The sequence below is a fragment of the Corynebacterium pelargi genome (assembly GCF_014635485.1).
GTDB lineage: Bacteria > Actinomycetota > Actinomycetes > Mycobacteriales > Mycobacteriaceae > Corynebacterium > Corynebacterium pelargi.
In genome coordinates, this window is record NZ_BMCX01000004.1 from 83,403 (window position 1) to 104,339 (window position 20,937).

Here is a 20,937-nt window from a genome sequence, read left to right on the forward strand (position 1 = left end):
GCATAACGGCCATGAAGATTCTCCTGCTCTGCTGGCGCGACACCAGCCACCCCCAAGGTGGCGGCTCCGAGCGCTACCTTGAGCGAGTAGGCGAATACCTCTCCGCATGCGGGCACGAGGTGACGTTTCGCACCGCCCACTATCCCGGATCACTCAAACAAGAACAGCGCGGCGGTATCACCTTCTCGCGCGCCGGCGGACGCTTCAGCGTGTACCCGCGCGCGTTGCTGTGGCTGTGGCGCAGGCGTTTTGATGTGGTGGTAGATACCCAAAACGGCATCCCCTTCTTCGCGCGTCTGGCCACGCGCGCACCGGTGGTGGTGCTGAGCCACCATTGCCACCGCGAGCAGTGGCCGGTGGCAGGACGCCTCCTTGGCCGGGTGGGTTGGTGGCTGGAATCGAAGTTCGCGCCCTTTGTCTATCGCAATGCCCAGTGGGTGACGGTGTCTGAACCCAGTGCTACTGAACTGCGCGCTTTGGGGGTGCGCCGCGTAGCCATCATCCGCAATGGCGTGGACCGGGTGAATGCCAGCGCCGCCCAGGAACCCTTCCGCATGGTCACCCTGAGCAGGCTGGTGCCACATAAACACATTGAGCACGCCATCGACGCCGTGCGCGCCATCCCCGAGGCGCACCTGGACGTGATCGGTTCCGGCTGGTGGGAGGAACGCCTGCGCGCTTATGCCGCTGATGTTGCCGATCGCGTGCATTTTCACGGCCACGTGAGCGAGCGCCGCAAGCATGAACTCCTCGCGCGCGCCTGCCTGCACCTTATGCCCTCTGCCAAGGAAGGCTGGGGCTTGGCCGTGATTGAGGCTGGCCTGCACGGGGTGCCCACCATTGGTTATCGCAGTTCAGGTGGGCTTCGTGATTCCGTCCGCGGCGGCCTCCTGGTGGATACCCACGCCGATTTCCTTGCCGCTACGCGCCTTTTGCTTTTCCACGCACAACGCCGCCAAACCCTTGGCGCCATTGCAAGGGACTATGCGCAGCAGTTCTCCTGGGAGGAGACTGGCCGGCGCTTTATGCAGATCATCGGCACTGCGAACCAGGAGAAAATGAGCGCCCAGCCCAAGGGTTGAGGCTTCGTGATACCGCCGATTTCTCGCTGGGAGTCGCCGTCAATCACCAGCCCGATATGGTGTTCGCGCAGCCAGGCATCATCGTCTAGGTGCTTGAGTGCTTCGGTATAGCGGGGCGAGGCTTGATCGGTGATCTCCCCATCCACGCGCAGCTCGCCTGCCTGCACGGAGCTGTTTGCTTTCAGGCGCGGGTCCACCATCACACGCCCCTGGTATTCGACGATGCCGCGGCTGTCCACAATGAGCAGGTCGCCTTCGGATCGGGGCAGATCAGGGGTGGGTACGGTCACGTCGGGAAGCGGGCGGAAGCTCAGGGCGGCGAACACTAAGGCTAGGGGAGGAATGCGCGCGGCACCGGCCACCATGGCGGGCAGGGCGAGCATGAGCAGCTTATTGGAATCGCGAAACAGCGAGGCCCCCGGCAACCACAGCAGCCAGGGTATGGCCAGCATGAGTATCAACCCGGACCAGGCGAGGATCTGCAGGCGCCTAGGCGCAAGGAGCAACAGTCCGAACAGCGCGAGCATGGGCAGCCATACCGCCACCTCCGCGTTCCAGATATTGCCCGTGCGGCTTGCCAGGTAGGCATGCGTGCTGCTGTCCGGCACGGATTGCAAGCTGGGCACAAGCCAGCTCAAAGAGCTCAAGGCGCCAACCAGCAGCATCTTCTTCCACGGGCCGGTGGCAACCCCCACGACCGTGGCGATCACCGCACCGGTGGGTGTGAGCGAACAGGCCCACAGCACCAGCGGATTCTTGGTAGCCACCAGCAGGGGCAGCAGCCAGGCAGCAATCACCAAAGACCAGTGGCCTTGGTGCAGGCGCTCGATGGTGAAGGGGTTACACAGGCACAAAGTGATAGCGGCGATTTTGCCCCAGGTGCGCTGCCCAAAGCGGCTCGCCCCATACGCACCCGCGATTGCCCCTGCAAGCAGCATGAGGCGGGCGGCGTAGGAGGCGTCGAAAAGCTTGCCAAGAACCGCGAGGATGCCGTCTTGGGGGAAGTTGCGCGCGGGAAGATCGCCGAAAGAGACGGCGGGGTGGGGGACCACGACCATGTCGCGAAGTCCCAGCATGCCTGGGGTGGCGAAGGGCCAGAGCAGGAGTGTAATCAGCAGTGCCGACCACAGCACTGGCCAACGAATCAGCGGCGACGCCATAGCGCTACAGCGATAAGGAGTACGGCACACAGCTTGAGCATAAAGCTTGCGATTCGAAGCGCCTGCAAGGTGTGTTTGGTGCGATCAGCGTGTGTTCGGGCTGCGTCCTGGGTGGCTTGATCCCATTCGAGGGTGGTGTCGATCCCAGGCAGTGTGAGGTGCTCCACCTCGTTGAGGATGGTGCCACTTTTTGGCTCCACCCAAATGGTTCGCTCTACATGCTCGCGCTTTTGGTGATAGACATACGCATCGCCGTCTTGGCGCACATAATCCAGCGGTGCGCTATCGCCGGCGAAAACATCATAGAAATCATAGGAGCGCCGCTCAGTATTGAATGGGAAGAAATACTGCAGTCCGTTGCGGGTGAAACGCTCGCGTTTGTCCGTTTTGCCCAGCACGGTCACAGCGATACTGGAATTATTGTCCAACACAGGATAGGTGGAGTGACGAATCAGTTGAAGGTGATCATCGACGCTAATCAGTGTTTTACCTGCATCATTTTTGAGTGTGTCCTGCACATGCACTTTCACCTCGTCTTTGATGCCAGGATCTGAGGTATCAATCTGGCGGGTCAAGGTGGTGTGATCGCCGTGGGCGATATATGTGTGCGAAGAATTGAGGGGGATGGGCATGATGCGGCTAGTGATCAGCGGGGGAACCACCGTGGCAAGCACCAGTAATACCGCGGCAGCGATTACTTTGCGCAATCCGATCTCCAACCTAGAATCTTGAAATTAGTGTCTTCATCGTACCTGCCGCAGCTTGAGGGATTGCGCGGTGTCGCAGCTTTAGGCGTGCTGCTGACTCACACCGCCTTCCAAACAGGTACTCAGAGTGCCGTCCTGGCGCGCTTCGACTACTTCGTGGCCGTCTTTTTCGCCCTCTCCGCGTTCCTGCTCTGGCGCGATTTCCGCCCCCAAGGCTATTTGCGCCGCCGCTTCTGGCGCATCGTCCCAGCCTATTGGGTGTGCGTGGGTCTGACGTTTGCCTTGCTTTTCGACGCCTTCCGCACCCCACCCGAGGCGATCCTCGCCACCTTCTTCTTCGGTCAAATTTATCTGCCCAATGGGTTAGCCGGTGGGCTCACACACATGTGGTCGCTGTGCGTGGAGGTGGCGTTCTACCTGGGGCTGCCGGTGCTGTTTTGGGCCGTGGGCAAGCGGGAAAAGAAGGTGCGCGTGGGCGTGATCGTGGCACTGATGCTTTTTGGTTTTGCCTGGACGCTCATGCCCTGGCCAGAAGGCGGGGTGAACTTCCAGATCTTCCCCTTCTCCTACCTACCCTGGTTTGGGGTAGGCCTGCTGCTGGCGGAGTTTGAGCCCAAGCGCGCCAGTGTGTGGTTCTGGGTTCCGGCACTGGTGGTGGCGTGGATTGCAGGCCAGATGTGGTTCGGCCCGCTGGGGCTGGATCACCCAAGCCCCCTGCAGTTTTTCCGCAAAATCCTGTTCGGCGCGCTCTTCGGGCTCTTCGTCATGCTGGCGGCCTGGAACTCCAGGTTGCTGCGCACCGAGCCCCTGCAGTGGCTGGGGCGCATCAGTTATTCGCTGTTCCTCTGGCACCTCCCGGTACTGTCGATTGTCCTGCCCATGCTGGGCATCAAGCCCTTCAGTGGCCACTTTGTGTTGGTGAGTGCCGTGACCATCGTGATGTCCATTGCCGTAGCGGATTTGAGCTACCGCTACGTGGAGACCAAATTCAGCGCGCGGGGCAGGCGCAAGGTTGCAAGTCGTCCGTGAAAAGGGGCTGCCCTTCCGATTGACCGGAATCGCGGTGTTGCCGCAATGTTGGACGATTGAGTGTTTAGAACAAGCATTTCGAAGCGCCGTGGTGACGAAATCGAAGCGGTGTGGTGACGATCTCGAAGCACTTTCAGATCGAGCGAAAATCCATCCGCCGGTCACGGCTACGGCTGAGCGCTGGAGGGCTGATCGAGGCCAATGCCACCAACCTTTGAGCCCACAAGCCTGACCAGTTCCGGCCTATCGATCGAGTAGGCATTCAGCATCGGTGCGCTAGTGGCCATTCGGTTTCACAGTTTAGGTAATGAACGCGCTGGTGAACAGTACAATTTGAACTGGCCGTCGGCCACATGATCCTGCGATTAGAGAACCCTGGCTCTACGGGCTCCTTTCAGGGAAGCCACCGCATCTTAGAAAGCTCCGCAGAAACGCGATGCGATCATCTGTTCAGTCACCCGAAGTGCTTACGGATGCGTACCTGGAAGACGGGAGCGCTGGCATATGAAGGCGCTTCGAGATCGTCACCACAGCGCTTTGAATTCGTCACCATGGCGCTTCGAAATGCTCGTTCTAAACATCGAGGTGAAGTGCCTTGGCTTTTGTTCCTGGAAATTTGCTTTCATTTCTGGTGTGGTGTCTCGGCTGCGGTTTTTCCAAAATGCTCCCTCGATCTCAGTTGGGGAGCGGCGCCCGAGGGCTTCATGCAGGCGTGTCTCATTCCCCGAATTCACCGAGGTAAACGTCTCGATTTCAACATCGGGACAGATGCTCGTCTAAAGACACCTGGAAGTTCGGCAATTTGGGCCGTTGCCGTCAAAGGATAAACAGGTGACAATGGAAAACTACAATGAGTTCCGAGAGGACGTTGTGCGCTTCGTGGCGGAACAAAGGCCCCTCCTCGAAAGTTAGGGTATGTCGTCGCGATTTCCACGACGAGCGCAACCGCATTCACCGGCATACCTCTCTGTGGTAACTCACACCAGTGAAATATTGCCGATACATCGCAATCATCCGAACCTTCGGACACTCTAGTTTCGACTTGACCCAAATACGGGAACCCCTTGCACTCCGACCCCTTGCTCAACGCTTCGAAAAAGCTCTAAATTTGAAGTAAGTCAACCCATACCAGCAGAGTTGGCACACGATTGAATCGTCTGTAAGGAGGAGGATTATTCGCAATTCCCTTCTCGATGCAACTGTTGCAGTTTGTTAATTTTGAGTTCCAAGTCGGCAACGGTAGTGATTAGTGATAATGCCAACCTATTGGACTCAATTTCCCCCCTGTTATCCGTAAAGTTTTCTAGCAAGAATTTAATTCGGTCAATCAAAATCGACGTGGTCTCAAAATATTCCTTGTCTATAGAGGTGCCTAGCTCGTCGACTAATTGAAAATAAATATTGTCCTTATTGTTCATTTTCTCCCTTCGCGATTGGAGTATTGATCATGAGATTGCATAAGCGGCTTACTTCCTTGCTTGCATAGTACCGCTTATCCTCTCACCCGAGGTGGCCTCCGCTTCTCCAAATTCGCAAAACATCACCATGCAGGCAACAGGACAAGATCGTTCTATCTGGGACAACGTATCCAGAGTATTCGGTTCGCAGTTTGAATGTTTAGCCAAGCTCGCCTACTATGAAGCGACTTTCGGGGGCGTGGGTGCGTGTATTCCGACCAAACATGGAACTTGGTTGCTGAGTGTCCGGTGGCGTGATTAATTTTCGACGAATGTGCGATTCGCCTAAAGGCAGCCTTCTTCGATGAAGAGTTTGGCTACCTTTCGGCGATGCTTTGGGGTCAACGCTGCGTCAGGATGCGATATTTAAGGCTTCCTGTGTGGAGGATCAGATGTTTCAAGCAACGTCCTCGATTAGTACAAACTAGCGCTTCGGCAACAGCGCCGCCGCCACCGCGCCCGCAGCCACCAAGGTGAGCGCCTGCGGGTACGCCGCCGGTGCGCGCATCATCCACATGGCGCATAGCCCCAGGCAAGTGAAGATCCACGCCTCGCGGCCAAAGCGGCTGAACTTGAGCACCGCCCAGGTAATTGGCACCATCACCAGTCCTGGTCCCAGCGCAAGCAGCCCGAGGGGGAACTCGCCGTCATCGGCGGGGGCGGGCTCATAGCGTGGGCGCCTAAAGAACAACAGTGTGATCAAACCTGCACATGCACCGAAGATCAATCCAGCTTGGTAGGGGCGCTCACCTGCAAAGGTGATCTCAACCTTGTCATCGCCGTTGAGCTTGAAGCCCTGGGACGCGGCATTCACCTCCACTGGCTCAAGCTCCTGCCCGTTCTGTGTTGCCCGCAGCCCGGGATTGGTGGCCAGGGTGGTCACCAGCACTGGATCCATGGGCACCGGGGTGGCCTTGCCCAGCGTGACAGTCTTGCGCGTGCGAATCTCATGGGTGCCTGCGGTGAGTGTGACCTCGCCAGCCTGCAATGTTCCATCGATCCACGCCGGGCGGCTCATCTGCAGGGTCATGGTGCGCGGCACGGTAAATTCGCGGTTGCCGTTGAACACGTATTGCTGCACCGAAGGCCCTGCATCCACATGCACTACGCGGCGCACGCCAAAGCCCACCTCAACTAGACCCGTATCCGTTTCGAGGCGAATATCTTGCAGGTTCGGTACATCCACTACCTTTTGCTGTTCCACCTTCACCTCTTGCTCAAAACCATCGGCACTGATCTTCACCTTGCCGGGCTTGGACACGTGCAGCAGGAGCTGCTGTTGGGGTTGATCGGCGTGAATATCCATGCTCTTGCCAAAGAACACCGTGGAGGTATCCCCATCAAAAGCAGAGGAGTCAGGGGTGCTGGCGTGCCCGCCGCGCTCTACCACCTTCACAGGATCGCCCACCGAGGCATAGTCGCGCCCCGGCTCCATCAGTGGCTGCGAAGCCGCGTTGTCCAGGGTGCCAAAATTGCGGTTCACGGCAAGGGGTGTGTCGGTGACGATCTGCGCGTCGCCGCTCACAAGCTTGAAAGTGCCGGGCCCAAGCATGGCCAGGGCCTCGCCGCCACCGGCGACCGTGGTGATGGAATCGGCCACGTACATGCCGCGGCCGGGCTTGAGCGTATAAACGTCTAATTCGCCGAAGTGGTGGTCGGGTGTGCCCAGCTCAGCCTTGGCGTCCTCACTGATGCGGCGGGCGGAATCGTGGCGCACCACCACCGCGCCCACCCCCAGGCGCTCCAAATTGGCCTTATTCACTGGACCATCGAGGTTGCGGATCGCCTCTGGGGGGACCAGGGGAATGCCATCGCGTAATAACCAAGGCACATCCAACAATGGCTGGAAGGGATCATCGCGGGTCCAACCCCAATCCTGGCGGGCAAAGCTGGCCTCGGGCAGGATCAGCACGCGGGTATCCAGGCCGTTCAGGTAGTCGGCTGCCTCGTGGTAGTAGTCGGGCACCTTCTCATAAGCGCCGATGGGAAGCAGGCGGCCGAAGATCGGCCCGACAGCAACCACACCAGCCAACGCCACGGCAATGCGGTGGCGCGCCGGGATCGCAGCAATGCCCACTGCCAGCGGCAGGCGCACGAGGGGATCAAATTTGTGCACGTTGCGAAACATCACCAGCGGGCCGTCCAGCAGCGAGGGGAAGAGTGCGGCGAACACGAAGATGCCCAGACCCAAGGACAACAGCCATAGCCAAAAGCCGCGCACCTTCAAAAGTCCCACCAGGCCGATGCCTGCCACCAGCAAGGTGCCCAGGATGAAGACCGGCTGGTGTACTAGCAGCACGCCGGCTTGGCGTTCCACGTCTGCGAAGGGCGTCCAGGAGGTGGTGCCGCGCAGCACTTCGGCGAAATTGAGCCAGTGGGTGGTCACTTGACCGTTTTCGATGTAATCCACAAAGGGCACTGAGTAGCGGGCGAAGACGAGCAGGGGGATGATCCACCACAGCGAGACGCCGATGACCCCCAGGCACCAGGGGATGAGCGCGCGGCGTCGATAAGCTAAATAGAGGCCTGCCGGGACCAGGGCGGCCAGGGTAGCTGCGGCATTGACCGCGCCCATCATCGCCACTGCCAGCAAGGATCCGCCCACCCAGGGCTTCTTGGCCACCAGCGGCCACAGCACCCATGGGGCGAGCATCACGGGCCAGGTTTCAGAAGAGATGGCAGTAAGTGTGGTCAGCACGCGCGGGGAAAGCGCATATAAGGCCGCGGCCAGGGGTTGCACGCCCAAGCCGAGGCGCTGGAAGAGGATCAGCGCGCCCGAATAGCCCACGCCCAACACGATGGTCCACCACAGCCTTTGGGCAACCCAGTCCGGCATCCAGTCGGTGAGCAGGAAAAACAGGCCTTGTGGGAAAAGGTAGCCGTAGACCTGATTTTGGATCTGCCCCAGGGGGAAGATGGGAGAGTAGGCGTGCAGGGCTTGGGCGAGAAAGCCAGAAGGGTCTGCCGCTAGATCGTGTTTTGTGTCTGCGGCCACCTTGCCCCAGGGCTGCAAGAAGGCGATGGCTAGCGCCCCAAGCCAGCCCCACAGGTGCGCCAGGCGCCTACTTAGCGTGATCCGCCCTCGCGGGAGCCGTATTCTGGGTCGCCCAATAGTGCCTGGTCGGCATCCACAGCGTTGGACTGGGAGGAATCGTTGATCATCGAAATGCCAAAGATCGCGGCGACGCCAATAGCAACACCGACTATCGCGCTGGCGATCGTGGGGCCCAACGTGCGAGCGTTGAGAGAGTCGGAGTCAAAAGCCATGGCAACCAGCTTACAGGTAGATTGGTTGAAGTGAAGAAAGCAGTATTAGCAGGCGCGGGCATCGTCGTGGGTATTGGTGTGCTCTACGGCGCGGATCTTTTGCTCACCCAAGGGCAGGTACCTCGGGGTGCCACGGTGGGTGGAGTTGAGATTGGCGGGATGGATCCCTCGGAAGCTCAAGCGCTGCTAGAACGCGAAATTGATCCCTCGGCACCCGTTGAGGTGCAAGCGGGCGATTTGCGCTCCAGTTTTAACCCGGCAGCGTCTGGTGTGATGCCTGATTGGAAGGCCACGATTGACGGTGCTGGAAAACAAGCGCTGAACCCGATTACGCGAGTACGAAGCTTCTTTAGCACCTATGAAATTCCCGTTGCCAGCACCGTTGATGAGGCGCTGCTTCGCCCGCAGGTGGATCGGATCCGCGCCGAATTATCGCCCGAACCGGTAGAAGCAGGGCTCAACCTTGCAGGTGGGAAGGTCAATGTGGATCCGCAGCCTGCAAACGGCCAGAAGGTCGAAGGGGTAGAGCAGGCCTTGATTGAGCAGTGGCCAGAAGGTGTTGAGCTGGAACCTGAGGTCACGCACCCTGAACTTGACCAAAAGGCCGTAGAAAAAGCGCTTCCCGCCGCCGAGCAGGCCGTGAGTAGCCCCTATGTGATTCATGGCCGCGATGCCGATGGGGTGATTCCCCCGGAGCGTATGGCGGAGGTGGTGAGCTTTGAGCGCCTCGAACCCAAGGTCAATGTAGAAGCAGCCCAGCACATTTTTGAAGAAGGTCTTGGACCTACAGAACGGCCCTTGCGCAATGCCAAAGTGAACTATCCCAGCATGGAGGTCACCCCGCATAGCGATGGGGTGAGCATTGAATGGGAGGCAACACTTAAAGGTTTTGATCCCACCACGGATCAACCGCGTGAGCGTGAGGCCGTGTACAAGGATGAAAAAGCTACGTACACCACGGAGATGGCGCAGCAGGCGAGCTTTGACGACGTGGTGGGTGAATTCACCACCGGCGGGTATAGCGATGCCTCGGGTGTGAATATTGCCCGCGTAGCCCAGATGGTCAACGGTGCGTTTGTTGCACCGGGCGAGACGTTTTCGCTCAATGGCTACACCGAGCCACGTGGCACCGCACAGGGTTTTGTGGAATCTGGGGTGATCCTCAACGGTCGTGCCGATAAGGCCGTGGGCGGTGGCATCTCACAGTTTGCTACCACCTTGTATAACGCTGCCTACTTTGCCGGGATGCAGGATGTGGCCCACACCCCGCATAGCTACTACATTTCGCGGTACCCAGCCGGACGTGAGGCAACCGTGTACGAGGGCGCCATTGACCTGCAGTTTAAGAATGACTCGCCCAACCCGGTGATTATCCAAACCTCCGCAGGTGGGGGTCAGGTAACGGTGAAGTTGCTTGGGGTAAAAACGGTGAATGTGGAGTCGGTCAATGGTGGGCGTTGGGCCTATACCTCGCCGCAGGTGATGCAGGTATCTGGGGCTAATTGCACGCCATCCTCGGGCGCCCAAGGTTTTAGCACCAGCGATACTCGGATTATTAAGAACCTCTCTGGGGCTGAGATTTCTAGGGAAACCCAAACTACTGTGTACGATCCCCAGCCGATCGTGCGCTGTAGCTAATCCTGCTGCCCGTCTTTGAGGCTTTTGCGCAGCTCCGCTACTTCTTGGCGGAGTGCGCGAATCTCGGCTTGTACGGGGTCTTCCTTATCTTCAGCTTCGCCTTCTACCTGCTTAATCAGCCAGGAGGCGATGGTTGCTGTCACCACACCGGCGACGGCAATACCTGCAAGCATGAGCATGATGGCGATGAATCGACCGGCGGCACTGACTGGCGCAATATCGCCATAGCCGACGGTGGTGACAGTCACGATGGACCACCATAGGGCGTCGCCAAAGTTAGCGATCTGGCTTTCTGGATAGCCCTGCTCCACGTCGTAGATGGAAAGCGAAGCCACCAGCACCAGCAGCACCGAACTGACTGCGGTGTAAATGGCGACGGTGACTGAGCGGTTCTGAGTGGAGTAGCGCTGCAATAAGAACAGGATCGGCACGATGCGCAGGATTTGCAGCGGGCGAAACATTGGCAGGACCACCAGCAGCAGTTCGTGGAGGTGCCGCCAGAACCATCGCTTGCGTTGTTCTGCAAGGGATAGGCGCACCACGTAGTCAATAATGAACGCCACCCACGCAATGGAAAGACCAACTTCTGCGATCTGCGTCCAGAGTTGGTCTGATTTACCCAGTGCGGACCAGGCAAAGAGGATGAGAAAGACCATCGAGACAATCAGCATGGGGCCTTCCACCCGAAGTTCCCAACGCTTTAACTTAGAGGCGTCTTCTGGGACTTCCGGGTGGAAGACGATTCGATATGCTCGCGCGATGCTTTCTCGAAGGGTCATTGCCTAGATATTAATGGCTGGGTGCAAGCGCTTCATTGTCCAGGTGCGGTCGCGGCGTGCACCCAGCGCTGTGGCCGTCAGGCAGCCGGCCAGCACCAGCAGGAGCACCACAATGGCAATGGGCAGGCGCTCATCGAGGGATCCGTAAATGAGCTGACGGAAGCCATTGACGGTGTAGGTCATGGGGTTGACCGGGGCGAAGAACTCAACGATCTTCGGTTCTGTCTGCACCGGATAGAGGCCACCGGAGGCGATGATCTGCAGCATGAGGAAGGCCATGGCCGCAACCTTGCCTGGTCCAGGCCCAAGCAGCACGTTAAACATTTGGTTCAGTGCCGCAAATACCACCGCGACCAGGATGGAGAAGAGCCAAAGTGCTACCGGGTACACCGGGTTGAGGCCAACGCCGAAGATGGTCACCAGGAACACTGCCGTTGCTTGCAGGGTGACGATCAGCGCTGCCGGCCAGAGGCCATCGAGTGCGGCGCGCAGTGGGGCAACGCCACTTGCTACTGCGCGTGCCTGCATGGGGCGAAGCAGCAGGAACACGATGATGCCACCGATAAACAGTGCCAGGGAGAAGAAGAAGGGTGCAAGGCCTGCGCCGAAGGTGTTCTCGCCGGCATCATTGCCCGAGGTGAGCATCACCGGCCCGCCCACCACGGTGGCGGTGTCGAGGCGCTGCTGTTCATTCCACTGAGGCACCTGGCGGGCACCCTCGGCGAGCTTATCGTGCAGCTCGCTGGAGCCATCTGCAAGCTGCTTGGCGCCATCTTCTGCTGTGACCATATTGGTGGCCAATTCGCCGGCGCCGGCATGCAGTTGGGTAATGCCGCTTGAGAGCTCATTGGCGCCGGCGGAAAGCTGGGTTGCGCCCTGGTTTAGAGCCAGTGCGCCTTGGTTTAAGGCCTGGGCACCATCGTTGAGTTGTTTCACACCATTTTGCAGCTCGCCGAGTTTGCCTGGCAGTTGCTGGGTGCCCGAGCGTAGTTCTTCTACGCCGCCACGAAGTGGGGCGTTGGGATCAGAGAGTTGATAGGCCAGTTGTGCCGTGCCGTCGGAAAGCTCGCGGATTTGGGCGGTGTAGATGGAGTCTTTGCCCAGGGCATTGGTGTCGATGGCAACGGCAAGCTGATCAAGCTGATCTGCCAGAAGGTTGGTTTGGCGGCCGGGAATCAGGCGCAATTGGCGGGCGATCTCGCGGGCCGTCTCAGAGTTTAAGGTTTGCAGCTCGGTTACTTCATCGGCCTTGGCCTGCAGGGCCTGCACACCATCATTGATGGCAGAAGCGCCCTTGCCTGCTTGGTCGATGCCGCCGGCGAGTTCACCAACGCCACCAGTCAGTGCGCTGAGTTTTCCAGTGGCCTCATCTACCGCGGCGTTTAACTCTGCGGTGCCGCCAGCAAGTTGCCCTGCGCCGTTGGCCAGCTTCGAGGTGCCGTCGGAAAGCTCATTGGCACCGGCGGCGAGTTGCTTGGAGCCGTCTTCGGCATCGCCAAGTTTGGTGTTGAGTGTATTGGCACCGTCGGTGAGCTTCACTAAGCCGCTTTCGAGGCTGTTCGCGCCGTTTTCGAGCTTGCCGGCACCTTCGGCGGCCATGCGCAGGCCCGTGCCTGCATCCACGACGCCTAAGAGGATCTGATCAACCACCTGGGCGCCCAGCTCATCGGAGACAACCTGCAGCAGCTCGCGCATCGCATTTTGGCCGATCAGGGTAGAGAGGTAGCCATTGGCGTCGTTGTAGGTCACGCGCAATTGGGCTTTTTGGGGATCATCGGTGGTGGGGGAGGCTACTGCCTGGGAGAAATTCTCAGGAATCTCCAGCGCGAAGTAGTATTCGCCGTCTTTCACGCCCTTGGAAGCGTCCTCAGCCGAGGTCTCTGTCCAGGTCAGCTCTTTATTTTCGTGGAGGGCTTTGACGATCTGGTCGCCGGCTTCGAGCTCTTTGCCCTGCACGGTGATGCCCTTATCGGAGTTCACCAGCGCGATGGGTAGCTTGCTTACGTTGCCAAAGGGGTTCCAAAACGCCCAGAGGTAGAGCGCGGAGTACAGCAGTGGCATCAAAATCACTGCGACGATGGCCACGCGCGCGAGTTTTGCTCGTTTGAATCGGCGAAGTTCCGTGCCGATGTGGAATCCGGAAATCATTTCTCGTCCTTATGGTGGCGGCCGGTGTTCTCGGGCTGGAGGTGGCCTTCGTCGGTAAACAGTTCAATCTGGTGGTGCTCTACGCCCTCGACGGGGTTCACGGCATTGAGCACGACGGGGATCTTTTCTGCGATTCTTTGCAGCGAGTGCAGCAGCACCAGGCGATCTTCTTGTTCGCGAACCTGCTCAAAGTCGTCCATGACCAGCATCTTGATCTCGGCTCCATTGGCGGGCCTTAAGGCAAGGCAAATGCGCAACAGGATGCGGTCCAGGCTGGATAGTTGCGAGATATACACATCCATTGGTGGTAGATCGCGGTGGCCAAACACGAAGGAACAAAGCTCGTCGCGGTAGGCCTCATCTGCCGGTTTGCTCCAGGAGATCCAGAGTTTTGACCAGGCTCGATGCTCTGTGAGGATCTCGTGAACCTTCACCGATCGGTCGAGTGCGTCGATCGACTCCACGCCGGCGATGGCCACCATGTTGCGGATCTTTTTGGGCTCAGATTCGCCGAGGACGGTGATCTCGCCTTCGTTTACCTTCATGCGCCCGGAAATGGTGAGCGCGAGCGCGGTGCGGCCTGAGCCGCCACGACCATTGAGGATGGTGAGTCCTTCACCTGGAATTTCAACATCGAGCGGCCCGTAGGCTGGGCCTTCTTCGCCTCGCACGGCAATGTCGTGGGCAACGACTGCCGGTTCAACCTCGACCGGGTCGCCGGAGGCTTCAACAGCGGGTTCAATTGCTTTTGCCAAGACCGTGATCTTTCTGCTGCTAGTACAGCCATTTGCGACCGTAAGTGAGTGTGTACCCTCCGGATAATAGGGCAAGCCGGAGTGTTTACAAAGCCGAAATGGTTGTTAAGTGGTCATTTTGTGTCGCGATGGGTTCTGCGCCAGGACTGAGAGCTATGTCATGGGTGCCTATAGAGTGTTGGCTATAAAACACTAATCTTGAGGCTATACCACCTTCCCCTCGAAGGTGAACCCCTCAAATGTGGAGCCTAAAAGGAGGCGAAAAATGACCACCGCAGTCAGCAGACCACCCAACCACGTGGAACCTGAGCAGCTCGAACGTGACCACAGCACCTGGACATTAAAAAAGGTGCTGCTTTGGTCAGCCATCGCATTGCTCGGCGGCGTGGCCTGGGTGATGATCGCGTTTGTGCGCGGCGAAACAGTCAACGGCATCTGGTTCGTCTTCGCTGCGGTGTGCAGTTATTTCATCGCCTACCGCTTCTACGCCAAATTCATCGAAGATAAACTCGTGCGCCCGGACGATTCCCGTGCCACACCGGCCGAATATAAAGAAGACGGCAAAGACTACATGCCCACCGATCGTCGCGTGCTCTACGGGCACCACTTCGCGGCGATCGCCGGCGCCGGCCCGCTCGTTGGCCCAGTGCTTGCCGCACAAATGGGCTTTTTGCCCGGCACCATCTGGATCATCGTGGGCGTGATCTTCGCCGGCGCCGTCCAGGATTACCTCGTCCTGCACTTCTCCATGCGCCGCGGCGGACGTTCACTTGGCCAGATGGCCAAGGATGAACTCGGCCCCATTGGTGGCTACGCAGCAATCATCGCCACCTTGGCCATCATGATCATCATCACCGCCATCTTGGCCCTCGTGGTGGTCAATGCTCTTGGTGAATCCCCCTGGGGTGTGTTCTCGGTGGGTATGACCATCCCGATCGCGCTGTTTATGGGCATCTACCTGCGCTATATCCGCCCCGGTGCCGTGATGGAAGTATCGGTGATCGGCTTCGTGCTGCTCATCGCCGCCATTATCGCCGGTGGCTATGTGGGCTCCTCGGCGTGGGGCATTGAACACCTCACCCTGGAGCGCACCACTTTGGCGTGGGCTGTGATCATCTATGGCTTCGTGGCCGCCGTATTGCCGGTGTGGCTCTTGCTCGCACCGCGCGATTACCTTTCTACCTTTATGAAGATCGGCACCATCGTCCTTCTAGCCATTGGCATCGTGGTGGTGCGCCCTGAGATCTCCGTGCCGGCAATGTCCGAATTCGCTTCGCGTTCCGACGGCCCGGTCTTTACCGGCCCGCTGTTCCCCTTCCTCTTTGTCACCATCGCCTGCGGTGCGCTCTCTGGCTTCCACGCCCTGATTGCTTCTGGCACCACACCGAAGCTGGTAGAAAAAGAGCGCCAAACCCGCTTCATTGGCTATGGCGGCATGCTCATGGAATCTTTCGTGGCCATCATGGCCTTCGTTGCGGCCTTGACGGTGGATCGCGGCATTTACTTCGCCATGAACTCCGGACCAGGCGCCACCCTCGGCACCGTCGAGGGTGCGGCCGCCTTTGTCAACTCCCTCGGGCTCACCGGCGTGAACCTCACCCCAGATCAGCTTTCCAGCACCGCAGAGGCGGTAGGGGAGCACACCATCGTCTCTCGTACCGGCGGTGCCCCCACCCTTGCCGTTGGCATGGCAGGCATCATGCACCGAATGCTGCCTGGTTTGGATCTGATGAGCTTCTGGTATCACTTCGCCATCATGTTTGAGGCTCTCTTTATCCTCACCGCCGTGGACGCCGGCACCCGCGTTGCCCGCTTCATGCTCCAAGACACCCTGGGCAATTTCATTCCCAAATTCCAAGATTCCTCCTGGCGTTTGGGCGTGTGGATCACCACGGCAGTCATGGTTGCCGGCTGGGGCGGCATCTTGGTGTTGGGCGTGACCGATCCGCTTGGCGGCATCAACACCTTCTTCCCCCTCTTCGGTATTGCCAACCAACTGCTCGCAGCCATCGCCCTGGCCGTGTGCTTGAGCATCGCCGCGCATAAGGGCCGCGTGAAGTACCTGTGGATCATCATCGTTCCTTTGCTTTTCGACGTCGTGGTCACCGTCGTAGGGTCCTATTACAAGATCTTTTCTTCAGACCCGAAGATCGGCTATTGGGCCAACCACTTCAAGGCCAAGGAGGCCTTGGAATCGGGAGCCCAAAGCTACGGCACCGCCAGCTCGCCTGAGGCAATCGAAGCCGTGGTGCGCAATACCTTGGTGCAGGGTTCGCTTTCCATCCTCTTTGTGGTGCTTACCCTGATCGTGGTGGGAATCTCCGCCTTGCGCACCATTCAGGCGATTCGCAAGAAGAAGATCGTGGATCACGATGACCCTTATGTGGAGTCCCAGATCTACGCACCTGCAGACCTTGTGCCCACCCACTCCGAGCGTGAGCTTGAGAAGCAGTGGAAGCAGTACAAAGAGGCAAAGGCGAGGGCATGATCAAGTTCCTCAAAGGCGTGATGGGTGCAGATAAATACGAGCGCTATGTGGAATTCCACGAGCGTTCCGGTTGCACCCACGCGCCGATGAGCCGCAAAGAGTTCTGGCGCGAGCACTACAAGGAACAAGACCGCAACCCAGGGGCGAGGTGTTGTTAGGGGTAATCTAATTGCGAAAAACTACGCAAGGAGCATGACATGGTCGAAGCCCACCCGGTGCTAACAATTTTGCCACCGATCATCGCCATTACCTTGGCGATCATTACCCGCAAGGTGCTATTAAGCCTTGGCCTCGGCATCATTGCCGCCGGCATCCTGCTGGCCGACTTTGCCCCGGGGGCTTCGATTGCCAATGTATGGAATGCTTTTGCCGCCAACTTCTATAGCGAAGGCGAAATCAATACGGGCTCCATCTACATCATGGTGTTCCTCTTGCTCCTTGGCGTGATCACCGCCTTGATCTTGATGAGCGGCGGCTCTGCCGCCTTCTCGCAGTGGGCTGCTTCAAAGATCAAAAGCCGCAGAGGCGCCCAGGGCCTTGCAGTGCTGTTGGGCATCGCCATCTTCATTGATGATTACTTCAATGCACTTGCCGTGGGCCAGATTGCCAAGCCCGTGACCGATAAATACAAGGTGGCCCGCGCCAAGCTTGCTTACGTGATCGACTCCACCTCTGCTCCGGTGGCGGTGCTGGCACCCTTTTCCTCTTGGGGTGCATCCATCATCGGCCTGCTCGCCCCGGTGGTAGCGGCCTCGGCCTACACCGGAAGCCCCATGCAGGCCTTCCTCAGCGCCGCTGCAGCCAACTACTACGCCATTGGTGCTGTGATCTTCGTGCTGCTGGTGGTGTTCTTCCAAATCGATATCGGTTCCATGCGCCGCGAGGAATACCGCGCCATTGCCAAGGGCGAAACCTTCTCTGCAGAAGACGAGATCCCCGGCGAGCTCTCCGAGGATCTGCCGGTGCATGATCCAGGCAAGATCCGCGCCCTCGTCATTCCCTTCATCGTCCTCGTCGTAGGCGTGGTGGGTGCAATGATGATCACCGGTGGCCTTGAAGGCGGCTCCTGGTCTTTGCTGGACATGTTTGCCAACACCAAGGTCAATGAGTCGCTGATCATCGGCGGCACCTTGGGCACCATCGCGGCACTGGCCTGCTATATCGCCGTGACCCGCAACAACCCCGATTTCCATGCAGGTGTGCTCGGACGTGGCGTTGCAGGTGGCGCAAAGTCCATGATGCCCGCCATCGCCATCCTGCTGCTGGCATGGACCTTGGGCAGCCTCATCGGAGAACTCGGCACCGGCAACTACCTGGCCTCCCTGGTACAGGGGGCAAATGTTTCGGTGAACTGGCTGATTCCTCTGATGTTCCTCATCGCAGGCTTCATGGCCTTTTCCACGGGCACATCCTGGGGCTCCTTCGGCCTGCTTATTCCCATCGCAGGTGAGATCATGGTCTCGCTGAATGAGCCGGACTTCCTCGTACCGGCCATCGGTGCCGTGCTCGCAGGCGCGGTGCTGGGCGATCACTGCTCGCCGATTTCCGATACCACCATCTTGTCGTCCACCGGTGCTGGCTGCTCGCACATTGTTCACGTGGCAACCCAGTTGCCCTACGCACTCATTGGCGGCACGGCGGCACTGCTTGGTTATGTCACGCTGGCGATCACCACCTCTGCGGGCATTGGGCTCATCGTCACCCTGCTGAGCCTGCTGGCCTTCGCGCTGATTGCCAATAAGATGACCACCACGCTGGAGCATTCCGCTTGAGTGCTCGTGCGTGGCTGATCGCGGCGGCCATAGCCTATAACTCCTGGATACTAGGCCCGCTGCTCAACCCAGCGCTCGATGCGCCCTTGGTAAGCGAACTCGCCGCCACCGGCCAACCTTGGGCATGGGTGTTCCGGGCGGGTGATCTGCTCGCGGTGTTGTTGCTGCTTCCCACCGTGCGCAAGGGCCATGTATTTTGGTGGCTCTTTTTGCTCTCCACCGCGGTTGAAGCAACATTCCCGCTGCACTGCGTATCCCAATTCACCTCTGATGAACTACTCAGAAGCGCTGCGTGCATGACGCCGAGCGCCTGGGCCCATGAGGTGAGTTCTACGTCCGCAGGCATCGGATCAATCGCCACCGTGATCTTCGCGTGGCGCGCCGGGCACAAAGGCACGCTCTTGGGCGCTCTCCACGTTATTGCGGTGCTGGCGCTCACTGCGGCGATTGTGCTTCAGCTTCCCGGCACTTTCGAATTACAGCGCGTATCCATCATGGCGCTGAGCCTGTGGTGGATCTTCGCGTATGAGCGCCGCGATGGCTTCGGGCCGATCAAGCATCAAGCGGTGCGATCCTTTCATAGGCACAAAAAGCGCTGATAATTGCTGGGCTTGGCGGCGAAGTTTCCGCACCCAGCGCCCCGGCCTGCAAGCGTATGCGGCAATCACCACGGTTCGGGTGCGTAATGGGTGGCTGCGCTGTATCTCGCGCAACTCATTGGCCCAAAAGGAATAGCATCGCCACTCCTGCACGATTGCGCGCAAGGTTGCATGGGGGATGAGTTTTTCAATAGGTATGCGCAAGCAGGCTTTTCGACGCTCCTCGTAGCTCCCATCCACCAAGATCAATCGAGTAAAGCGTTCGGGGTGCAGGCGGCAGGCGGCTTCGCCGATAAACGAAGCCATCGAGTGCGCCACCAATTGAGCCTGGTCGATGTCGCGATCATCCATGAACTCAATGACCCGATTGACCTGGCCTTCGAGTGAGAGGGGAGAGTGGCTGTCGAGTCTGTCTGTGGCATATGCATTGGGAACGTGAGCCTTGACGTTGTTCCAGGCGCTAGCGGGAATTCCAAGCCCTGGCAGCAGGATGGTTGGCAGTGTGAGCACAACTTCATCTTTGCATGCGGTTGGCAGGGGATTCACTAGCAATGTTTGCAAAAGGCGTATTCGGTGTCAGCGCATTGCTTTATTCGATGGTTTCAGTGTCGTTGTTTGTTGCCATGAGCATGAGCAAATCGAGGGCGGGTTTTGCCTGCTCTTGAGTGATTTGATTGCTGGCCATCGCTGCTGCGATTCCGTCGGCTGCCCGCTCGATGACGATGCTTTTCGCGGGATCCAGACGATCCTGGGCAACTTGATCTGACCACCATTTATTGTCTTCATCGACCAGTTTTCGGATGGCGGCATCCGAGGTTACTCCGATCCAGGGCAAAGTAGGCCCGCAGAGACCGTTGATGGTTGGCCCTTCAATGAGGAGTGTTCGAAGATATGCGCGTAAAAATCTACCTTCGGCCGGCTCATCCATTGCAATGTGCGAGGCTACTTTCGCCCGGAATTGAACGATCATGTCTTCAACGACGGCGTGGAACAGTTGATCTTTCGAGGGGAAATGGTGGAGCAGTCCGCTTTTGGAAATTCCGACGGCCTTGGCAATGTCACTTAATGAAACATCGGTGCCATTGATCGAAATAAGCCACCCGGTACGATCCAAGATCCTACGGCGAGTGGCTTGAGCTTCATCATCTCGCATCGTCATGTATGCGATGATACCGGGTGTTATCGGGCCGTTTTGCGAAGCTTGCTCAGCAGGAACGCGATGATGACGACTCCCACGAAGGTGGTCACAATCGAACCTTCGAACCCGAATGAGCCGCCAGAGATAAGCTCGGACCCCTTCGGTGCTGAAGCAAATAAAGAACCTGGAGTGGTGTTGCCCGATACTAGTGATCCGAAAATGAAGCCTTGGCTGAAGTTCCACATACCGTGAGCTAAACCGGTAAGCAGCAGATTGCCCGTCTTGATGTAAATCAAGCTGAACACAATTGAGGCAACAAGGAGATTCAGAATTGGCATGAGGGTCATACCGGGGTTGAGTCCGTGAAAAAGGGTGAAGAGCAACGAGGTGACAATTACCGACCAGGTATTACCCATGACCTTTGAAAAATGTGGCATGAGGTATGCGCGATAAATGAGTTCCTCCCAGGTGCCTTGAAAAGCGAAGAACACCACCCCGGTAACCAGGGCACCAACCATTGAGGTATCGAAGACATATGTAGTGCGGGTGCCGCCGAGCACGTTGATGATCAGACCTACCGCGCTGAGGGCAAGGATTCCCCAGACTGCGCCGGTGATGGCCCTGCTTGCCCAGTGCTGCTTCTTGATTCCAAGGTCGCCAAAGGAAATCCCTGAAGTTTTGGCCATGAGCCATGATCCGAGGGTGACGGCAGCGATCATGCCCACGGCGCCTGCAGGAGAAATGAGCTGTTCTGGGTCGCTGCCTATAAGTGGAGCGAGCCCATACTGGAACACGCCTGGGATGATCAGGAGTACGACGAGCGCAACGAGAATCGGTAGCGCGATAAGTTTCTTCTTGGTGTCTGAGGGTATTGCTGCTACGTGCTGCTGGTAGGTGTTCAAGGAAAGAACCTTTCTG

General features: G+C 58.4%; 17 protein-coding genes. 8 read left to right on the forward strand and 9 right to left on the reverse strand.

Annotation, left to right across the window (positions count from 1 at the left end; genetic code table 11):
• Positions 1-11: 11 nt before the first annotated feature.
• Positions 12-1,082 (forward strand): glycosyltransferase family 4 protein, encoded by a 1,071-nt coding sequence (locus IEU99_RS08740; RefSeq protein WP_128889086.1) that lies wholly within the window; start codon positions 12-14, stop codon positions 1,080-1,082.
• On the opposite strand, the gene IEU99_RS08745 is transcribed toward IEU99_RS08740, so the two are convergent.
• Both IEU99_RS08745 and IEU99_RS08750 read right to left on the reverse strand, forming a co-directional pair.
• The gene (locus tag IEU99_RS08745; RefSeq protein ID WP_128889087.1) at positions 983-2,242 is read right to left on the reverse strand and encodes a hypothetical protein; all 1,260 of its coding nucleotides are present in this window, start codon (positions 2,240-2,242) and stop codon (positions 983-985) included. The genes IEU99_RS08740 and IEU99_RS08745 overlap by 100 nt on opposite strands.
• Positions 2,227-2,949, reverse strand: coding sequence for a porin PorA family protein (locus IEU99_RS08750; protein WP_164931123.1), 723 nt, complete (start codon positions 2,947-2,949; stop codon positions 2,227-2,229). The genes IEU99_RS08745 and IEU99_RS08750 overlap by 16 nt, the downstream gene beginning before the upstream one ends.
• A 30-nt stretch (positions 2,950-2,979) precedes the next feature.
• Between IEU99_RS08750 and IEU99_RS08755 the strand changes: the two genes are divergently transcribed.
• The gene (locus IEU99_RS08755) at positions 2,980-3,978 is read left to right on the forward strand and encodes an acyltransferase family protein (RefSeq protein ID WP_229718450.1); all 999 of its coding nucleotides are present in this window, start codon (positions 2,980-2,982) and stop codon (positions 3,976-3,978) included.
• A 1,881-nt stretch (positions 3,979-5,859) separates the two neighbouring features.
• Here IEU99_RS08755 and IEU99_RS08760 read toward each other — a convergent pair.
• Complete coding sequence (locus IEU99_RS08760; protein WP_308488785.1) at positions 5,860-8,547, reverse strand: alpha-(1->3)-arabinofuranosyltransferase domain-containing protein; 2,688 nt, start codon at positions 8,545-8,547, stop codon at positions 5,860-5,862.
• Positions 8,502-8,702, reverse strand: coding sequence for a DUF2613 domain-containing protein (locus tag IEU99_RS08765; RefSeq protein ID WP_123932966.1), 201 nt, complete (start codon positions 8,700-8,702; stop codon positions 8,502-8,504). The genes IEU99_RS08760 and IEU99_RS08765 overlap by 46 nt, the downstream gene beginning before the upstream one ends.
• A gap of 21 nt (positions 8,703-8,723) precedes the next feature.
• Here IEU99_RS08765 and IEU99_RS08770 point away from each other — a divergent pair, with 21 nt between their 5' ends.
• Positions 8,724-10,340, forward strand: a complete 1,617-nt coding sequence (locus IEU99_RS08770; protein WP_229718452.1) for a VanW family protein — start codon at positions 8,724-8,726, stop codon at positions 10,338-10,340.
• Here the strand turns inward: IEU99_RS08770 and IEU99_RS08775 are convergent.
• Genes IEU99_RS08775 through IEU99_RS08785 form a run of 3 tightly spaced genes read right to left on the reverse strand, consistent with a single transcriptional unit; the run spans position 10,337 to position 14,022 of the window.
• The gene (locus IEU99_RS08775; protein WP_128889091.1) at positions 10,337-11,119 is read right to left on the reverse strand and encodes a potassium channel family protein; all 783 of its coding nucleotides are present in this window, start codon (positions 11,117-11,119) and stop codon (positions 10,337-10,339) included. The two genes, IEU99_RS08770 and IEU99_RS08775, sit on opposite strands and share 4 nt — an antisense overlap.
• A 3-nt stretch (positions 11,120-11,122) precedes the next feature.
• The gene (locus IEU99_RS08780) at positions 11,123-13,267 is read right to left on the reverse strand and encodes a YhgE/Pip domain-containing protein (RefSeq protein ID WP_128889092.1); all 2,145 of its coding nucleotides are present in this window, start codon (positions 13,265-13,267) and stop codon (positions 11,123-11,125) included.
• A complete protein-coding gene (locus tag IEU99_RS08785; protein ID WP_229718453.1) occupies positions 13,264-14,022 on the reverse strand; it encodes an ATP-binding cassette domain-containing protein in 759 nt (252 codons plus the stop codon). Before IEU99_RS08785 ends, IEU99_RS08780 begins: the two co-directional genes overlap by 4 nt.
• Before the next feature lie 265 nt (positions 14,023-14,287).
• On the opposite strand from IEU99_RS08785, the gene IEU99_RS08790 reads away from it, so the two are divergent.
• The 5 genes from IEU99_RS08790 (at position 14,288) to IEU99_RS08810 (ending at position 19,268) form a co-directional block, all read left to right on the forward strand.
• Positions 14,288-16,510 (forward strand): carbon starvation CstA family protein, encoded by a 2,223-nt coding sequence (locus IEU99_RS08790; RefSeq protein WP_128889093.1) that lies wholly within the window; start codon positions 14,288-14,290, stop codon positions 16,508-16,510.
• Positions 16,507-16,668 (forward strand): YbdD/YjiX family protein, encoded by a 162-nt coding sequence (locus tag IEU99_RS08795; RefSeq protein WP_123932974.1) that lies wholly within the window; start codon positions 16,507-16,509, stop codon positions 16,666-16,668. The genes IEU99_RS08790 and IEU99_RS08795 overlap by 4 nt, the downstream gene beginning before the upstream one ends.
• Before the next feature lie 39 nt (positions 16,669-16,707).
• Positions 16,708-18,282, forward strand: coding sequence for a Na+/H+ antiporter NhaC family protein (locus IEU99_RS08800; protein WP_128889094.1), 1,575 nt, complete (start codon positions 16,708-16,710; stop codon positions 18,280-18,282).
• A complete protein-coding gene (locus IEU99_RS08805) occupies positions 18,279-18,881 on the forward strand; it encodes a DUF998 domain-containing protein (RefSeq protein ID WP_128889095.1) in 603 nt (200 codons plus the stop codon). Before IEU99_RS08800 ends, IEU99_RS08805 begins: the two co-directional genes overlap by 4 nt.
• 171 nt (positions 18,882-19,052) lie before the next feature.
• On the forward strand, positions 19,053-19,268 hold the full coding sequence (locus IEU99_RS08810; RefSeq protein WP_128889096.1) for a hypothetical protein: 216 nt from the start codon (positions 19,053-19,055) through the stop codon (positions 19,266-19,268).
• Positions 19,269-19,470: 202 nt separating this feature from the next.
• Here the strand turns inward: IEU99_RS08810 and IEU99_RS08815 are convergent, their stop codons facing one another.
• Both IEU99_RS08815 and IEU99_RS08820 read right to left on the reverse strand, forming a co-directional pair.
• A complete protein-coding gene (locus IEU99_RS08815; protein WP_128889097.1) occupies positions 19,471-20,040 on the reverse strand; it encodes a TetR/AcrR family transcriptional regulator in 570 nt (189 codons plus the stop codon).
• Between the two features lie 20 nt (positions 20,041-20,060).
• The gene (locus IEU99_RS08820) at positions 20,061-20,921 is read right to left on the reverse strand and encodes a CPBP family intramembrane glutamic endopeptidase (protein WP_128889098.1); all 861 of its coding nucleotides are present in this window, start codon (positions 20,919-20,921) and stop codon (positions 20,061-20,063) included.
• Positions 20,922-20,937 lie beyond the last annotated feature (16 nt).

Excerpts from the sequence above, each read along its gene's own strand:
- IEU99_RS08740 (WP_128889086.1), top strand. The coding sequence starts at position 12 with ATGAAGATTCTCCTGCTCTGCTGGCGCGACACCAGCCACCCCCAAGGT.
- IEU99_RS08745 (WP_128889087.1), bottom strand. The coding sequence starts at position 2,242 with ATGGCGTCGCCGCTGATTCGTTGGCCAGTGCTGTGGTCGGCACTGCTG.
- IEU99_RS08765 (WP_123932966.1), bottom strand. The coding sequence starts at position 8,702 with ATGGCTTTTGACTCCGACTCTCTCAACGCTCGCACGTTGGGCCCCACG.
- IEU99_RS08775 (WP_128889091.1), bottom strand. The coding sequence starts at position 11,119 with ATGACCCTTCGAGAAAGCATCGCGCGAGCATATCGAATCGTCTTCCAC.
- IEU99_RS08780 (WP_128889092.1), bottom strand. The coding sequence starts at position 13,267 with ATGATTTCCGGATTCCACATCGGCACGGAACTTCGCCGATTCAAACGA.
- IEU99_RS08790 (WP_128889093.1), top strand. The coding sequence starts at position 14,288 with ATGACCACCGCAGTCAGCAGACCACCCAACCACGTGGAACCTGAGCAG.
- IEU99_RS08795 (WP_123932974.1), top strand. The coding sequence starts at position 16,507 with ATGATCAAGTTCCTCAAAGGCGTGATGGGTGCAGATAAATACGAGCGC.
- IEU99_RS08800 (WP_128889094.1), top strand. The coding sequence starts at position 16,708 with ATGGTCGAAGCCCACCCGGTGCTAACAATTTTGCCACCGATCATCGCC.
- IEU99_RS08810 (WP_128889096.1), top strand. The coding sequence starts at position 19,053 with ATGGGGGATGAGTTTTTCAATAGGTATGCGCAAGCAGGCTTTTCGACG.
- IEU99_RS08815 (WP_128889097.1), bottom strand. The coding sequence starts at position 20,040 with ATGACGATGCGAGATGATGAAGCTCAAGCCACTCGCCGTAGGATCTTG.